Origin of the sequence: Streptosporangium nondiastaticum (assembly GCF_003011965.1) — a bacterium.
Classification (GTDB): Bacteria; Actinomycetota; Actinomycetes; order Streptomycetales; family Streptomycetaceae; genus Streptomyces; species Streptomyces nondiastaticus.
In genome coordinates, this window is the sequence record NZ_PXWG01000036.1 from 1 (window position 1) to 15,385 (window position 15,385).

18 protein-coding genes and 1 pseudogene are annotated in these 15,385 nt (G+C 71.0%); 12 read left to right on the forward strand and 7 right to left on the reverse strand.

The window, feature by feature from the left end:
* A pseudogene (locus tag B7P34_RS15850) lies at nucleotides 1–659 on the reverse strand (hypothetical protein); the annotation flags it as partial.
* 180 nt (nucleotides 660–839) lie between these two features.
* The gene (mce, locus tag B7P34_RS15855) at nucleotides 840–1,280 is read right to left on the reverse strand and encodes a methylmalonyl-CoA epimerase (protein ID WP_106677022.1); all 441 of its coding nucleotides are present in this window, start codon (nucleotides 1,278–1,280) and stop codon (nucleotides 840–842) included.
* Between the two features lie 207 nt (nucleotides 1,281–1,487).
* Here mce and B7P34_RS15860 point away from each other — a divergent pair, with 207 nt between their 5' ends.
* The 3 genes from B7P34_RS15860 to B7P34_RS15870 all read left to right on the forward strand — a co-directional run bounded on the left by B7P34_RS15860 (nucleotide 1,488) and on the right by B7P34_RS15870 (nucleotide 5,755).
* Nucleotides 1,488–2,705, forward strand: a complete 1,218-nt coding sequence (locus tag B7P34_RS15860; RefSeq protein WP_223267897.1) for an acetyl-CoA C-acetyltransferase — start codon at nucleotides 1,488–1,490, stop codon at nucleotides 2,703–2,705.
* A gap of 43 nt (nucleotides 2,706–2,748) precedes the next feature.
* On the forward strand, nucleotides 2,749–3,702 hold the full coding sequence (gene meaB, locus B7P34_RS15865) for a methylmalonyl Co-A mutase-associated GTPase MeaB (RefSeq protein ID WP_223267904.1): 954 nt from the start codon (nucleotides 2,749–2,751) through the stop codon (nucleotides 3,700–3,702).
* Nucleotides 3,703–3,856: 154 nt separating this feature from the next.
* Nucleotides 3,857–5,755, forward strand: coding sequence for a transglycosylase domain-containing protein (locus tag B7P34_RS15870; protein ID WP_106677028.1), 1,899 nt, complete (start codon nucleotides 3,857–3,859; stop codon nucleotides 5,753–5,755).
* Between the two features lie 8 nt (nucleotides 5,756–5,763).
* Here B7P34_RS15870 and B7P34_RS15875 read toward each other — a convergent pair whose 3' ends face one another.
* From B7P34_RS15875 to B7P34_RS15890, 4 genes are all read right to left on the reverse strand, one after another.
* Entirely contained in the window at nucleotides 5,764–6,246 is a 483-nt protein-coding gene (locus B7P34_RS15875; protein ID WP_223267898.1) for a MarR family winged helix-turn-helix transcriptional regulator, read from the reverse strand.
* A gap of 93 nt (nucleotides 6,247–6,339) precedes the next feature.
* Complete coding sequence (locus B7P34_RS15880; RefSeq protein ID WP_223267899.1) at nucleotides 6,340–7,113, reverse strand: AIM24 family protein; 774 nt, start codon at nucleotides 7,111–7,113, stop codon at nucleotides 6,340–6,342.
* Entirely contained in the window at nucleotides 7,110–7,760 is a 651-nt protein-coding gene (locus tag B7P34_RS15885) for an AIM24 family protein (protein ID WP_106677032.1), read from the reverse strand. Before B7P34_RS15885 ends, B7P34_RS15880 begins: the two co-directional genes overlap by 4 nt.
* The gene (locus B7P34_RS15890) at nucleotides 7,760–8,398 is read right to left on the reverse strand and encodes an AIM24 family protein (RefSeq protein ID WP_106677033.1); all 639 of its coding nucleotides are present in this window, start codon (nucleotides 8,396–8,398) and stop codon (nucleotides 7,760–7,762) included. The genes B7P34_RS15885 and B7P34_RS15890 overlap by 1 nt, the downstream gene beginning before the upstream one ends.
* A 173-nt stretch (nucleotides 8,399–8,571) precedes the next feature.
* On the opposite strand from B7P34_RS15890, the gene B7P34_RS15895 reads away from it, so the two are divergent.
* From B7P34_RS15895 to B7P34_RS15930, 8 genes are all read left to right on the forward strand, one after another.
* Nucleotides 8,572–8,916 carry a DUF3817 domain-containing protein gene (locus B7P34_RS15895; RefSeq protein ID WP_106677035.1) on the forward strand — a complete coding sequence of 115 codons (345 nt, stop codon included), beginning with the start codon at nucleotides 8,572–8,574 and terminating at the stop codon, nucleotides 8,914–8,916.
* Complete coding sequence (locus tag B7P34_RS15900) at nucleotides 8,913–9,209, forward strand: MTH1187 family thiamine-binding protein (RefSeq protein WP_030368034.1); 297 nt, start codon at nucleotides 8,913–8,915, stop codon at nucleotides 9,207–9,209. The genes B7P34_RS15895 and B7P34_RS15900 overlap by 4 nt, the downstream gene beginning before the upstream one ends.
* A 178-nt stretch (nucleotides 9,210–9,387) precedes the next feature.
* Nucleotides 9,388–10,068, forward strand: a complete 681-nt coding sequence (locus B7P34_RS15905; protein ID WP_106677038.1) for a DUF4166 domain-containing protein — start codon at nucleotides 9,388–9,390, stop codon at nucleotides 10,066–10,068.
* A 38-nt stretch (nucleotides 10,069–10,106) separates the two neighbouring features.
* Nucleotides 10,107–10,271 carry a hypothetical protein gene (locus B7P34_RS15910; RefSeq protein WP_223267900.1) on the forward strand — a complete coding sequence of 55 codons (165 nt, stop codon included), beginning with the start codon at nucleotides 10,107–10,109 and terminating at the stop codon, nucleotides 10,269–10,271.
* Nucleotides 10,272–10,302: 31 nt separating this feature from the next.
* Nucleotides 10,303–10,680: a hypothetical protein gene (locus tag B7P34_RS15915; protein ID WP_106677040.1), complete on the forward strand. Its 378-nt coding sequence runs from the start codon at nucleotides 10,303–10,305 to the stop codon at nucleotides 10,678–10,680.
* A 43-nt stretch (nucleotides 10,681–10,723) separates the two neighbouring features.
* On the forward strand, nucleotides 10,724–11,254 hold the full coding sequence (locus B7P34_RS15920) for a MarR family winged helix-turn-helix transcriptional regulator (RefSeq protein ID WP_106677042.1): 531 nt from the start codon (nucleotides 10,724–10,726) through the stop codon (nucleotides 11,252–11,254).
* Nucleotides 11,255–11,311: 57 nt separating this feature from the next.
* The gene (locus tag B7P34_RS15925) at nucleotides 11,312–11,641 is read left to right on the forward strand and encodes a DUF3817 domain-containing protein (RefSeq protein WP_030368039.1); all 330 of its coding nucleotides are present in this window, start codon (nucleotides 11,312–11,314) and stop codon (nucleotides 11,639–11,641) included.
* A 132-nt stretch (nucleotides 11,642–11,773) separates the two neighbouring features.
* Nucleotides 11,774–13,474 carry an acyl-CoA mutase large subunit family protein gene (locus tag B7P34_RS15930; protein ID WP_106677044.1) on the forward strand — a complete coding sequence of 567 codons (1,701 nt, stop codon included), beginning with the start codon at nucleotides 11,774–11,776 and terminating at the stop codon, nucleotides 13,472–13,474.
* 84 nt (nucleotides 13,475–13,558) lie between these two features.
* On the opposite strand, the gene B7P34_RS15935 is transcribed toward B7P34_RS15930, so the two are convergent.
* Nucleotides 13,559–14,185 carry a TetR/AcrR family transcriptional regulator gene (locus B7P34_RS15935; protein ID WP_106677045.1) on the reverse strand — a complete coding sequence of 209 codons (627 nt, stop codon included), beginning with the start codon at nucleotides 14,183–14,185 and terminating at the stop codon, nucleotides 13,559–13,561.
* Between the two features lie 182 nt (nucleotides 14,186–14,367).
* Between B7P34_RS15935 and B7P34_RS15940 the strand changes: the two genes are divergently transcribed.
* On the forward strand, nucleotides 14,368–15,336 hold the full coding sequence (locus B7P34_RS15940) for a tetratricopeptide repeat protein (RefSeq protein WP_106677047.1): 969 nt from the start codon (nucleotides 14,368–14,370) through the stop codon (nucleotides 15,334–15,336).
* Nucleotides 15,337–15,385 lie beyond the last annotated feature (49 nt).

The following is a 15,385-nucleotide window of genomic DNA, read 5'->3' on the forward strand; positions in this document are numbered from 1 at the left end:
AGCAGCCGCTCGGCGTCCGTACGGGCGCGGCGCAGCAGCGCCTCGGCCTCGGCACGGGCCTCGTCGGCGGCGGAGCTGAGCCGGCTCCGGGCCTGCTCGGCCAGGCGCTGGGCCTCGGCGCGGGCCGCGGCCAGGGCCTGCTCGGCCTCCGCCCGGGACTCCTCCAGCAGCCGGCGGGCCTGCGACTCCGTGCGCGCCCGCAGCTGCTCGGCCCACGCGACGTTCTCGTTGACGTGCGACTCGACGGTCTGGCGGCGCTCGTTGAGCTCCTCGTCCAGGCGCTGGCGGCGGGCGACGGCCTCCGCGTGGAGCTCGGCCTCCATCCGCGCCTGGCGCTCGGCCTGCTCCTGCAGCAGCCGCTGCGTCTGCGCCCGGGCCTCGCGCAGCTCGCGCTCGGCGTCCGTACGCATCTGATCCGCCTGAATCTGGGCATTGCGGAGCAACTGCTCCGCCTGGTAACCCATGTCGGCGGTGTCGTACGCCGGGCGGTGGGCGAGATTGCGGCGCGCCTCGTGGAGCTTGGCGCGCAGCACCTCGACCTGGTAGCCGAGGTCGTCGGCGTGCTGGACCGCCTTCTCCCGCTCCTTCTTCAGCCGCTCCATCTCGGCTTCGAATTGCGAGAGGTGGTCGTCAGCCTCGTAGCGGTCGTTGCCCCGCACTGCGCGGTCCCATCCGTCCCCTGGTCGCCTTGGCGGCCGGCCCGTTCCCGCGTGTATCGGTTGGAATCCGGAGCCCGCCCTTCCGAAGAAATGGTGTCAGATCATCGGTACAGCCCGGTCCGGGCCCCCACCCCAGGACCCCGGCCGAACCCGCACTCTACCGGCCGGGGGGAGTGCGGGTCAGTGCTCCTGGTCCGCGGGGGGTGCCGAGGTGACCAGTTCCGTCAGCACGCCGTGGCAGTCCTTGGGGTGCAGGAAGGTGATCCGCGAGCCCATCGAGCCCCGCCGCGGCTCGTCGTAGAGCACCCGGACGCCCTTGTCCCGGATGCCCTCGGAGTCCCCGTCCACGTCCGCCGTGCCGAACGCGATGTGGTGAACGCCCTCGCCGTTCTTCGCCAGCCACTTGCCCACCGCGGAGTCTTCCCGCGTCGGCTCCAGCAGCTGCAGGTACGAGGCCCCGCCGTCCGAGGTCTCGTTGATTTTGAGCATGGCCTCACGAACGCCCTGCTCCTCGTTGACCTCGGTGTGGAACACCTCGAAGCCGTACGTGGCACGGTAGAACTCGACAGTCCGGTCGAGGTCGAAGCAGGCGATCCCGATGTGGTCGATACGCGTCAGCATGGAACCAGTGCACCGCCGTACGGCTTGGTCACGCAACGTGTACGCAACGTGCTTGCGATCACACCCGTTGCCCGGTGACCGCGCGGGTACCGCTCAGTACATTGACGGAAACCACCGTGCTGCACTCCCCGGGGGGCAACCCCCGGACCCCCGGCCGGAAGCGCCGGGCGCCCCGTCGACCATCCACCACCCGAAAGGGCCGCTGCCATGACTGGTAGGAACGGCAACGCCGGCACCACTTCCGTGATCGTCGCGGGCGCCCGCACGCCCATGGGCAAGCTGCTCGGCTCCCTGCGCAGCTTCTCCGCGGCCGACCTGGGCGGCTTCGCCATCAAGGCGGCCCTCGACCGGGCCGGCATCGGCGGCGACCAGGTGCAGTACGTGATCATGGGTCAGGTGCTGCAGGCCGGCGCCGGGCAGATCCCGGCCCGCCAGGCGGCGGTCAAGGGCGGCATCCCCATGCACGTCCCCGCCCTCACCATCAACAAGGTCTGCCTCTCCGGCCTGGACGCCATCGCGCTGGCCGACCAGCTCATCCGCGCGGGCGAGTTCGACATCGTGGTGGCCGGCGGCCAGGAGTCCATGACCAACGCCCCGCACCTGCTGCCCAAGTCCCGCGAGGGCTACAAGTACGGCGCCATCGAGATGCTCGACTCGATGGACCACGACGGCCTCACCGACTCCTTCGAGTCCATCGCCATGGGCGCCTCCACCGAGAACCACAACACCCGCCTCGGCATCGGCCGCGCCGAGCAGGACGAGATCGGCGCCCGCTCCCACCAGCGCGCCGCCGCCGCCCAGAAGAACGGCATCTTCGAGGCCGAGATCACCCCCGTCGAGGTCCCGCAGCGCAAGGGCGACCCGGTCGTCTTCGCCCACGACGAGGGCGTCCGCGGCGACACCACCGTCGAGGTCCTCGGCCGGCTGCGCCCGTCCTTCCGCAAGGACGGCACGATCACCGCCGGCACCTCCTCGCAGATCTCCGACGGCGCCGCCGCCGTCGTCGTGATGAGCAAGGCCAAGGCCGAGGAGCTGGGCCTCGACTGGATCGCCGAGATCGGCGCCCACGGCAACGTCGCCGGCCCCGACAACTCCCTGCACTCCCAGCCCTCCAACGCCATCAAGCACGCGGTGGGCCGCGAGGGCCTGACCGTCGAGGACCTCGACCTCATCGAGATCAACGAGGCGTTCGCCGCGGTCCTCGTGCAGTCAATCAAGGACCTCGGCGTATCCCCGGAAAAGGTGAACGTCAACGGCGGGGCCATCGCGCTCGGCCACCCGATCGGCATGTCCGGCGCCCGCACCGTCCTCCACCTCGCGCTGGAGCTCAAGCGGCGCGGCGGCGGCATCGGCGCGGCGGCCCTGTGCGGCGGCGGCGGCCAGGGCGACGCCCTGATCATCCGGGTGCCCGGCAACGGCAAGTAACCGCACTGCCGGAGAGCCCCCTTACGAGAACGGAGCCGTGATGGTGGACGTCCCCGCCCTGGTGGAGCAGGCCCGCGAGGGCCGGCCGCGCGCCGTGGCCCGGCTGATCTCCCTGGTGGAGGGGGCGTCCCCGCACCTGCGCGACGTCATGGCCGCGCTGGCCCCGCTGACCGGCGGCGCGTACGTCGTCGGCCTCACCGGCTCGCCCGGCGTCGGCAAGTCCACGTCCACGTCGGCGCTGGTCAGCGCGTACCGCCGGATGGGCAAGCGGGTCGGCGTGCTGGCCGTCGACCCGTCCTCGCCGTTCTCGGGCGGCGCCCTCCTCGGCGACCGCGTACGGATGTCCGACCACGCCTCCGACCCCGGCGTCTACATCCGCTCCATGGCCACCCGCGGCCACCTGGGCGGCCTGGCCTGGGCGGCCCCGCAGGCCATCCGCGTGCTGGACGCGGCCGGGTGCGACGTGATCCTCGTCGAGACCGTCGGCGTCGGCCAGTCCGAGGTGGAGATCGCCTCCCAGGCCGACACGAGCGTGGTGCTCCTCGCCCCGGGGATGGGCGACGGCATCCAGGCCGCGAAGGCCGGAATCCTGGAGATCGGCGACGTCTACGTCGTCAACAAGGCCGACCGCGACGGCGCCGACGCCACGGCGCGCGAGCTCAACCACATGCTGGGCCTCGGCGAGGCCCGCGCCCCCGGCGACTGGCGGCCGCCCATCGTCAAGACCGTGGCCGCGCGCGGCGAGGGCACGGACGAGCTGGTCGAGGCGCTGGAGAAGCACCGGGCCTGGATGGAGGAGCGGGGCGTCCTGGCGGACCGCCGCACGGCCCGGGCCGCCCGCGAGGTCGAGACCATCGCCGTCACGGCGCTGCGCGAACGCATCGCCGACCTCCACGGCGACCGGCGCCTGACCGCTCTGGCGGAGCGCATCGTGGGCGGCTCGCTGGACCCGTACGCGGCGGCGGACGAACTGGTGGCGGGGCTCACCAACAGCTGAGCGCCCGGCGGCCGTCCGGCCGCTCCCGTCACAGAAGGCTCACCTGTCATAGAAGCTCACCTGTCATAGAACGCTCACACGAATAACTGAACCGGATCTTGCTCCGGGATCGTCTCCACCGACGTACCCCGTTCCCGTCGAGAGCGATCAGCCCTTGAGCAAGAACCGGCACAAACCGCGTCCCCGCCGCCGCACCACGGACGAGCCGGCAGCCCGCAAGCGCTTCGTCGACTACCCGCGCCGGGGGAGACGCGGCGTGCGCCGCTGGCTCCCGTCGTGGCGGCAGTGGCTGGGGACGGTGCTGTTCTTCCTCGCGTGCGCGACGGGCCTCTTCGCGTACGTCTACGCCACCGTCGACATCCCCGACGAGAACGCGGCGGCCCGCCAGGAGGCCAACACCTACTACTGGTCGGACGGTTCGCAGCTCGCGAGCGTCGGCGAGGTCAACCGCACCATCGTCCACCTGTCCGACGTGCCGGAGTCCGCACAGAACGCGGTGATAGCCGCCGAGAACGAGAGCTTCTACCGTGACCGCGGAGTCTCGTTCAAGGGCATCCTGCGGGCCTTCGCCAGCACGGCGGGCGGCGAGGAGACGCAGGGCGGCTCCACGATCACCCAGCAGTACGTGAAGAACACCTACCTCTCCCAGGAGCAGACGGCCACGAGGAAGGTCAGGGAACTCGTCATCGCCCTGAAGGTGGACCGGACCAAGAGCAAGCAGGAGGTCCTGCAGGGCTACCTCAACACCAGCTGGTTCGGGCGCGGGGCGTACGGGATCGAGGCCGCGGCGCAGTCCTACTACGGCATTCCCGCAAAGAAGCTGAATCCGAGTCAGAGCGCCATGCTGGCGGCCCTGTTGAAGGGGGCCGAGCTCTACGATCCGTCGGTCAGCGCGGGCAACCACGAGCGGGCGGTGGACCGCTGGAAGTGGATCCTCGACCGGGAGGTGCGGACCGGCCGGATGTCGCGCGCCGAACGCGACACGTACCGGGACTTCCCCGAGCCCCGCAAGCCGTCCATGGCGGGCGGCCTCCGCGGCCAGACCGGCTACCTCGTCGACGTCGCCAACAAGTACATCAAGCAGCGGGCCATGCTCACCGAGCAGGACCTGGCCCACGGCGGCTACCGGATCCACACCACCTTCGACAAGAACCGGACGCAGCGGCTGAAGGAGGCCGTCGACGACGTCGTCACCAAGGACATCGACCCCGGCAAGCGCCCGGAGACCGACTCGGACGTCCAGGTCGGCGCGGCCTCCGTGCGCCCCTCGGACGGTGCCGTCCTCGCCCTCTACGGCGGGCCCGACGCCACGAAGCACTTCGCCAACAACGCCGACACCTCGGGCGTTCCCGTGGGCTCCGCGTTCAAGCCGTTCGTCCTGGCCGCGGCCCTGGAGGGCGGGGCGGACGCGGACAGTTACTACGACGACGCCGGCAAGCTGAAGCCGGGCTCCGGAGCGGGCCCCGACGAGAACCACCCGACCCTGCGCCGTGCGCTGACGTCCGGCGGCAACGCCACGTACGTCCGCCTGGGCAAGGAGACCGGGATGGCGCAGGTCCGGGACACGGCCGTGCGCGCCGGACTCCTCAAGGGCAGCATGGCCGGCCCGGACGAGTCGTTCCCCGTCGGCTCGTCCACGCCGAGCGCCGTGCGCATGGCCGCCGCGTACGGCACGTTCGCCGGGCAGGGCCTGCAGAACGACCCCTACTCGGTGACCAAAGTCGTCAAGGACGGCCGCTCGGTGGGGGGTTTCGAGAGCCGCGCCAAGGCGAGGCGGGTCTTCTCCAAGGAGACCGCGGAGGAGGTCACGGAGGGCCTGCGCACCCCGGAGGGCCACGCGGCGGCCCGCACCGGCGACCAGGACCGGATGAACTCGGCCTGGTACGTGGGCTACACGGACAGTCTGTCCACGGCCGTCACCATGTTCCGCACCAAGCCGGACGGGGGGCCGCTCCTGCCGATGGCCGCGGTGGGAGGTGAGGACTCCCGGCGCGGCACCGTCTTCCCGGCCCGCATCTGGGCCGGTTACACGGGGACGGCGGACCGCCCCTGACGAGTGGGTCAGGTGCGGCCGCGGAGCGAGCGGAGGTGCTGGGCCACCGGGGTCAGGGAGGCGTGCAGCGACTTGAGGTCGGCCTCGCCCAGGAGGTCGATGAAGTGCTCGCGCACCGAGGCGACGTGGTGCGGGGCCACCTGGCGCATCGTGTCCCAGCCGTGCTCCGTGAGGACGGCGTACAGGCCCCGGCGGTCCGACTCGCAGTTCTCGCGGCGGACCAGGCCCGCGTTCTCCATGCGGGTGATCTGGTGCGAGAGACGGCTCTTCGACTGCAGGGTGGCGGTGGCGAGGTCGCTCATCCGCATCCGGTGGTCCTCGGACTCCGAGAGGTTGACCAGGATCTCGTAGTCGTTGTTGGTGAGGCCGAACGGCTGCAGGTCCCGTTCGAGCTGGTGCATCAGCAGGCGGCTGACGTCCAGGTGGGCGCGCCAGGCGCGCTGTTCCTCTTCGCTGAGCCAGCGGGTGCCGTTCTCGGTGTCCATAGACATAGAGGAATTCTACCTAAGAAAGTTGAAAGATTAACCAGTGTGGGTGCGGAGTGTGAGGTCACACGTTCGACGTCACACTCCGCAGAGTACCGCTCACAGCCCGAAGCGGCGCTGGAGGTCTCCGAGCTGGCCCGGCATCCGGGGCATAGATGGCTGATTAGACGGGGTTGCGTGCGGCACCCCCGCCTGGTCCGGGACCTCGCCCGTGGGGATGTCGGCCATCAGCTGCTCGGTGGACTGCAGCAGTACCGTACCGGCACCCACGAACTCGAACTGGTGCTCCTCGCCCGAGGTCCCGCCCAGCCCCGTGAACGCCCGCACGCCGCCCAGCACGCCCCGCAGGTACTGGTGGTCGTAGTGGTGACAGGGGGAGGGACAGTCCGCCCAGCCGACGAGGGCCTGCGGGTCCACCCGGACGGGTGGCTCGACGAAGACGACCGGGCCGTTGGAGGCCGCCACGAACTTGCCCGTGCCGATGAGCGTCAGGAAGCCCGGCACGATCGACTGCTTGAGCGACAGCGACGGCTGGAACGCCAGCAGGTTCCCCGACCGCACCGTCAGATTGCCGTCCTCCAGGTCGTAGGAGTTGACGTCGAAACTGCGGTCCGCGAGCAGCATCTTGCCCCGCCCCTCGGCGACCACCCAGTCCGCGGCGTGCAGCGGCGAGTGGAAGCTGTGCGCGATGAGGCGGTCCAGGCGGCCGTGGCCGATGCCGTGGAAGTCGATGCGCCCGTAATAGGCGATCATCTTGCCCTTCTGCAGGAACCACTGGCCGTCCAGGTCCACGCTGAAGGCGTACGGATTGACGTTGTCGTCGGCCGGCAGGGTGTGCGCGTCGAAGACGACCGGACCGTTCACCGAGCTCACAGCTTCTCCTCGCTGGCCTGTACGTACACCGTGCCCTCGCCGGACAGCTCCAGCTGGAAGGCCTCCCCGGAGCCGCGCCCCACCATCTCGCGCCAGCCGATCGCCGTGGAGAGCTTGCTGCGGACGTCACCGCGGTGCGCGACGTACGCCTGCGGGTCCACGTGCACGGGGCGGCCCGAGCGGATCGGCAGCTCGATGACGCCGCCGTGGGCCATCACGGCGACCGCGCCGCGGCCCTTGAGCGTGGTCGTGAACAGGCCCTGGCCGGTGACCTGCCCGCGGACCATGCCCATCACGCCGCCCTGCGAGCCCATGAACATGGTGCCCTGCTGCAGGGAGCCGTCGAAGGCGAGCAGGCGGTCCGCCTCCACGTAGAGCGTCTCGCCCGCCAGCTCCACCACGTGCACGTGGTGGCCGCCGTGGCCGAACATCACCGTGCCGCTGCCCTCCACGGTCATCAGCGGAGTGGCCTCATTGGCGACGCGGCGGCCGATCATGCCCAGGACACCGCCCTGGCCGCCGGTGATCGACGGGGTGAAGGAGACGTCGCCCTTGTAGGCGAGCATCGCGCCGCGCTGGCTGAAGAGGCGCTGACCGGGCACGACCGTCGCCTCGACCATGCGGGAGTTGAGAGGCCGGAACGGCATCAGACGTCACCCCCGAACGTCGTGCGCTCGCTCGGCTGGACGTACACGAGACCCTCGCCCTCGAAGCGGATCTGGAAGGCCTCGCCGGAGCCCTCGCCGATGAACGTGCGGAAGTTGACCCCGGACTGGAAATGCTGCTTGAGCTTGCCGGTGTGGGCTATGTACGCCCCCGGGTCGACCTGCAGGGGCGTGGACGGTGTCACGCGCAGGACGATCGCCGTGCCGTCCGACATGATCGCCGCCTGGCCCGAGCCCTCCACGGTCGTCGTGAAGAGGCCGTTGCCCTGGGAGGCGCCGCGCAGGCCCGTGAACGTCGTGCCCGTGCGGAGGGAGGAGTCGGCGGCGAGGAGGTTGCTCGCCTCCACGTAGAGCGTCTCGCCGCGGAGGGAGACGAGGTTGATCTCGGTCGCCCGGTCGGCGAAGTAGCAGGTGCCGTGCCCCTTCACCTCCATCACTTCCATCTGCTCGCCGGTGAGCCGGCGCGTGACCATGCCGCGGAGGCCGTCACCGCCGCCGCTCATCTTCTTGAACGTCATGTCGCCCTCGTACGCGACCATCGACCCGTTCTTGGCCTTGACCGCGTCGCCCGTCAGGTCGACGGCGAGGACTTTGCTCCCCTGGAGCCGAAACTGTGCCACGGGAGGACGCTAGCGGGCGGACTCGCCGGACGGACAGGGCCTTGGACCCGGAACGGCCCCGGATTCAGGCATCCGGGACGAGGCTGCAACAATGGACCAGCTTGTGAATACCCTCACAAGCTGTAGTTGATCCGCCACTGCCCAGCCACTGACTCACGAAGGTGCGTACCCCCGTGGACATCAAGACCGCCTCCGCCCTGCGCCGGCTCCGCCTGGTCTCCGCCCCGGAGGCCGTTTCCTTCCTGCTGCTGCTCGTCTGCTCCGTGCTCAAGCGCATGACGGACTTCAACGCCGTACCGGTGATGGGCGCCGTCCACGGCATCCTCTTCGTCATCTACGTCCTCTTCTGGCTGGACGCCTGGAACAAGACCAAGTGGCCCCTGAAGACCGCGGCCCTCTACTTCGTCCTCTCCGTCCTGCCGACCGGCGGCTTCTTCGCCGAGCGCATGCTGCGCCGCGAGGCGGAGGCGAGCGTCATCGCCGCCCGTGCACGCAAGGAAGGTGTGGTCAACGCATGATCGTCGCCTTCTCGGTGTCGCCCCTGGGAGTGGGCGAGGACGTCGGCGAGTACGTGGCCGACGCGGTGCGCGTGGTCCGCGAATCCGGCCTGCCGAACCGTACGGACGCGATGTTCACGTCCATCGAGGGCGAGTGGGACGAGGTCATGGACGTCGTCAAGCGCGCGGTCGCGGCCGTCGAGGCACGGGCGGGACGGGTCTCCCTGGTCCTGAAGGCGGACATCCGCCCGGGCGTCACGGACGGCCTGACGTCGAAGGTGGAAACGGTCGAACGGTACCTCGCGGAGGGCTGACCTCTCGGCTACGGGAACGGCCCGGTCCGGAGTGCATCTGCACTCCGGACCGGGCCGTTCTGCTGTTACCGCAGGCCGAAACGCGCTCTTGATCAGCTGCCCGTTGCCTCTTAGCGTGCATCCGAACGCTGTTTGAGCGACCGATTAAATCTCTTGATTAACGGGTGAGGCGGACGACATGACCTCGATCTTCCAGCGCGCCATGGGCTCCGAATTCGACCGGCTGCACCCGCAGCTCCAGCGCCGCTTCTCCGTCGGCCTCGACAGTGGCGAGGCCTGCGTCGGTACCGGCACCATGGACGAGATCCTGCACGGCCGCAGCTTCGTGCGGCCATTCCTCGCGCTCGGGGGCAGCCGCAACGTCCTCGTGCCGCGCGCGGGCCGGAACATCCCCTTCGTCATCGAGAACGTCCCCTACCTCGACTCGTACGGCCGCGAGACGGTCACCTTCGTCCGCACCTTCCGCTTCCCCGGCCGTCCGCGTCGCTTCGACGCCACGATGGTCTTCAGCCCGGAGCGGGGCTGCGTCGTCGACTACCTCGGCACCCACCAGCACCTCGCCAGCGACCTGCACTTCAGCGCCGACCGCACCGGAGCGCTCGTCATCCGCTCCGGCGAGCACCGCTTCCGCGAAGGCTCCGTCGACGCGCGCGTGCCGCAGTTGATCGGCGGTGACGCCGTCGCCCGCGAGTCCTACGACGACGAGGCCGGCTGCTTCCGCATCGAGGTCCGCGTCACCAACCGCCGCTTCGGCCTGCTCGTCGGCTACCGGGGCTCCTTCACCGCGCAGTACAAGGACGCGATGTCGTGCGGGGTGAGGAACGGGCTGCGGCCCGTGCGGGAGGAGGCGCGGGCCTGAGGGGGCATGCCACGGCTCCAGGGCGAGCCGGGCGGGCCATGACGTTGCAGACGGCGGGGACGATGACCGTGCAGGGGCTGGGGATGGCGCTCGCGGGGGCGGCCGCGGAGTGCGTCCCGGTGCACTGGGTCGTGGCGGGCGGCGGCCTGATCGGGACGTTCGTGGTCGGGAGCGTCGTGCGGCTTGTCGTAGGCTCTGGGTGATCCACGATCAAGGTCTGCAGGGGGAGTTGCCATGCTCGACGTGTTCACCGGCGGGACGAAGAAGTCCGGCGCCGACTTCGAGGTCGTGGTGCTGCGCGACTCGCACGCGGCCGCCACGGCGATACGCGAGGCGCTGGCGACCGCCGGCGCCGAGGAGCGGCCCGGTCTGGAGCGTGCGGCGGCGCTGATCGCCGAGCACGCGGCCCGGCCGGAGCGCGAGGTCCGGGCGGAGTGGGTGCGCGGCATCCTCGCCGAGGCCGGTGTGGACGCGCGGAGCCAGGAGCTTCACGCCATCAAGGCGCTGCGCAAGGCGGAGCGCGGGCTGAGTCTCGCGACGGCGGTGCGGCTGGTGCGCGAGGCCGCCGACGTGGCCGCGGAGCCGGGCCGTTCCGTCCCGTCCGGGATCTGAGATACGCCCGTCCGCGCAGTGACCGAACGGTAGGCTCGGGACCGTGCCCAAGCCGCTCAGCCTCCCCTTCGACCCCATCGCCCGAGCCGATGAGCTCTGGAAGCAGCGGTGGGGTTCCGTGCCGTCGATGGCCGCGATCACGTCGATCATGCGGGCCCATCAGATCCTGCTGGGCCAGGTCGACGCGGTGGTCAAGCCGTACGGGCTGACGTTCGCGCGCTACGAGGCGCTGGTGCTGCTCACGTTCAGCAAGGCCGGGGAGCTGCCGATGTCGAAGATCGGCGAGCGGTTGATGGTGCATCCCACGTCGGTGACCAACACGGTCGACCGGCTGGTGGCCTCCGGGCTCGTCGCCAAGCGGCCCAACCCCAAGGACGGCCGCGGCACGCTCGCGTCGATCACGGAGAAGGGGCGCGAGGTGGTCGACGCGGCCACGCGCGACCTGATGGCGATGGACTTCGGCCTGGGGACGTACGGGGCGGAGGAGTGCGGGGAGATCTTCGACATGCTGCGGCCCCTGCGGGTGGCGGCGGGCGATTTCCCGGACCCGGCGGAGGGCGCGGGCAACGCGTAGCGCCGTCCGGGCGGGGCGGCGAAGATCGGCCCGGAACGGCCGGTTACGCTCGTTGTCATGAAGAAGAGCGTCCTGACTCGATACCGCGTGATGGCCTACGCCACTGCCGTGATGCTGCTGGTGCTCTGCGCGAGCATGGTCCTCAAGTACGGCTTCGACACGGGCGCGAACGCCACCCTCGTGATCTCGCAGATCCACGGCGTGCTCTTCATCATCTACCTGGTCTTCGCCTTCGACCTCGGCTCGAAGGCGCGCTGGAAGTTCGGCAAGCTGCTGTGGGTGCTGGTCTCCGGCACCATCCCGACCGCCGCGTTCTTCGTCGAGCGGCAGGTCGTGCGCGAGGTCGAGCCCCTGCTGGAGGGTGCGCCCGCGCAGGCGACCGCCTGAGCCACCCCCCGGCGAACGCCGGAACCGCGCCGCGCCCCGGACACCCCTTGTGTTCGGGGCGCTCTTGCGCGAAAATTTACTAGGACGTCCTACTAAATTTCGCGCAACGGGGCACGGAGAGGCGACACCACCATGGACGCAAGCGCAATCGAGGCGGGGCGCAGCCGCTGGCAGGCCCGGTTCGACGCCGCGCGCAAGCGCGAGGCCGACTTCACCACCCTCTCCGGCGACGAGGTCGCCCCCGTCTACGGCCCCCGCCCCGGCGACGCCTACGAGGGCTTCGAGCGCATCGGCTGGCCGGGGGAGTACCCCTTCACCCGGGGCCTGTACGCCACGGGCTACCGCGGCCGCACCTGGACCATCCGCCAGTTCGCCGGCTTCGGCAACGCCGAGCAGACCAACGAGCGCTACAAGATGATCCTCGCCAACGGCGGCGGCGGGCTCAGCGTGGCCTTCGACATGCCCACGCTCATGGGCCGCGACTCCGACGACGCGCGCTCGCTCGGCGAGGTCGGCCACTGCGGCGTCGCCATCGACTCCGCGGCCGACATGGAGGTCCTCTTCAAGGGCATCCCGCTCGGCGACGTGACGACGTCGATGACGATCAGCGGGCCCGCCGTGCCCGTCTTCTGCATGTACCTCGTGGCCGCTGAGCGGCAGGGCGTCGACCCCGCCGTCCTCAACGGCACGCTCCAGACGGACATCTTCAAGGAGTACATCGCGCAGAAGGAGTGGCTCTTCCCGCCCGAGCCCCACCTGCGCCTCATCGGCGACCTGATGGAGCACTGCAGTCGCACCATCCCCGCCTACAAGCCCCTGTCCGTCTCCGGCTACCACATCCGGGAGGCCGGGGCCACGGCCGCGCAGGAGCTCGCGTACACCCTGGCCGACGGCTTCGGGTACGTGGAGCTGGGCCTCAGCCGCGGCCTCGACGTCGACACGTTCGCGCCCGGCCTGTCCTTCTTCTTCGACGCCCACGTCGACTTCTTCGAGGAGATCGCCAAGTTCCGCGCGGCCCGCCGCATCTGGGCCCGCTGGATGAAGGAGGTCTACGGCGCGAAGTCGGAGAAGGCGCAGTGGCTGCGCTTCCACACCCAGACCGCGGGCGTCTCCCTGACCGCCCAGCAGCCGTACAACAACGTCGTGCGGACGGCCGTGGAGGCCCTCGCCGCGGTCCTCGGCGGGACGAACTCCCTGCACACCAACGCCCTCGACGAGACCCTCGCCCTGCCCAGCGAGCAGGCCGCGGAGATCGCGCTGCGCACCCAGCAGGTGCTGATGGAGGAGACCGGCGTCGCCAACGTCGCCGACCCGCTCGGCGGCGCCTGGTACGTCGAGCAGCTCACGGACCGGATCGAGGCCGACGCCGAGAAGATCTTCGAGCAGATCCGGGAGCGGGGCCTGCGGGCCCACCCCGACGGCAAGCACCCCATCGGCCCCATCACCTCCGGCATCCTGCGCGGCATCGAGGACGGCTGGTTCACCGGCGAGATCGCCGAGAGCGCCTTCCGCTACCAGCAGGCCCTGGAGAAGGGCGACAAGCGGGTCGTCGGCGTCAACTGCCACCACGGCTCGGTGACGGGCGACCTGGAGATCCTGCGCGTCAGCCACGAGGTGGAGCGCGAGCAGGTCCGCGTCCTGGCCGACCGTAAGTCCGGCCGGGACGACGCCCGCGTACGGGCCTCCCTGGAGGCCATGCTGGCCGCCGCGCGGGACGGCTCGAACATGATCGGGCCGATGCTGGAGGCGGTCCGGGCCGAGGCGACGCTCGGTGAGATCTGTGACGTGCTGCGGGAGGAGTGGGGGGTTTACGTGGAGCCGGCGGGCTTCTGAGTCCTCCCGGGCGAAGGCCCGGAAGACCGGTCGCACGGGCCCGGTCCCGCCGAGACGCCGGCGGGAGCGGGCCCGTCCGGCTTGTCAGGAGCCCCGCAGGCCCCCGATCAGGAGCGCGGCGAAGCCGCGGGCCCATTCGGGGTCCACCGGCTCCGCGCTGACCAGAGTGCGGTGGACGACCGCGCCCGCGATGACGTCGAAGATGAGGTCCGCCGTGCGGGCCGCCGCCGCGGGGTCGTCCTCGCGCGGGAGCTCGCCGCGGCGCTGCGCGCGGTCGCGGCCGAGCAGCACCAGGGACTTCTGGCGGTCGACGATGGCCGAGCGGATGCGGTCGCGGAGAGCGCCGTCCCGCGTCGACTCGGCCACGACGGCCATCAGGGCCGTCTTGGTCTCCGGGCGTTCGAGCAGGGCCGCGAACCGCAGGACGACGTCCTCGACGTCGGCCTGCAGACTGCCCCGGTCCGGGAGTTCGAGATGCTCGTCGAAGAGCGCCGCCACCGCGTCTACGACGAGCTCGCTCTTGCCCGCCCAGCGCCGGTAGAGCGTGGTCTTGGCGACCCCCGCGCGGGCGGCCACGTCGCCCATCGTCAGCTTTCCCCAGCCCAGCTCGACCAGCGCGGCGCGCGTCGCGTCGAGGATCGCGCGGTCGGCCTCGGGGCTGCGCGGGCGGCCGGTGCGGCGCGGCGCGGGGGAGGAGGCGGCGGAGCTCATGGCACCGGACCCTACCGCCGGGTAGTGCGGGTGGCGGGAGGGGCTTGCGGAGAGGGCGGGGGGTGGAGTTACGCTACGGCTCGTAGCGTAAGAGCGACAACCACGGACGCCGGGTGGGGACCCGGTGTCACGGAGCCACCGCTATTTTTCCGGTTCGCGCGCGGAGGGGGGAGGATGGGCCCATGCAGCCACGGAACATGTCCATGAGTGGAGTGGTCGACCTCGCCGCGGTGAAGGCGGCCGGGGAAGCCAAGCAGAAGGCGGAGCAGGCGCGCGCCGAGGCCGCCCGCACGGGTGCGCCGCCCGCCGCCGCGGGCCGCCTCGTCTTCGACGTCGACGAGGCCGGCTTCGAGGCCCAGGTCCTGCAGCGCTCCGCCGAGGTGCCCGTCGTCATCGACTTCTGGGCCGACTGGTGCGAGCCGTGCAAGCAGCTCGGCCCGCTGCTGGAGCGGCTGGCGGCCGAGTACGCGGGCCGGTTCGTGCTCGCCAAGGTCGACGTCGAGGCCAATCAGCTGCTCTTCCAGCAGTTCGGCGTGCAGTCGATCCCCGCGGTGTTCGCGGTGGTGGCGGGCCAGGCCCTGCCGCTGTTCCAGGGCGCCGCGCCGGAGGCGCAGATCCGTCAGGTGCTGGACCAGCTGGTGCAGGTGGCCGAGCAGCGCTTCGGCATCGTCGGTGCGCCCGTGTCCGCCGAGGGCGCCGGGGAGGGCGCTCCGGAGCAGGAGCAGCCCGCCGGCCCGTACGACGGCGTGCTGAGCCTCGCGCACGAGGCGCTGGACAAGGGCGACCTGAGCGGCGCGGTCCAGGCGTACAAGAACGTGCTGGCCGACGACCCGGCGCACCCGGAGGCGAAGCTGGGCCTGGCGCAGGCCGAGCTGCTCCAGCGCGTGCAGGGCGTCGACCCGCAGGCGGTCCGCAAGGCCGCGGCGGACGCGCCCGGCGATGTGCAGGCGCAGATCGCCGCCGCCGACCTGGACCTGGTCGGCGGCCATGTCGAGGACGCCTTCGGCCGTCTGATCGACACGGTGCGGCGCACCGCGGGCGAGGACCGGAACGCGGCCCGCGTGCGGCTGCTGGAGCTCTTCGAGGTGATCGGGGCGGAGGACCCGCGGGTGAGTGCCGCGCGGACCGCGCTCTCGCGCGCACTGTTCTGACCCACATGACTCAACGGCATCGCTTTACCAAAACTTGGTAAAAGCGGCC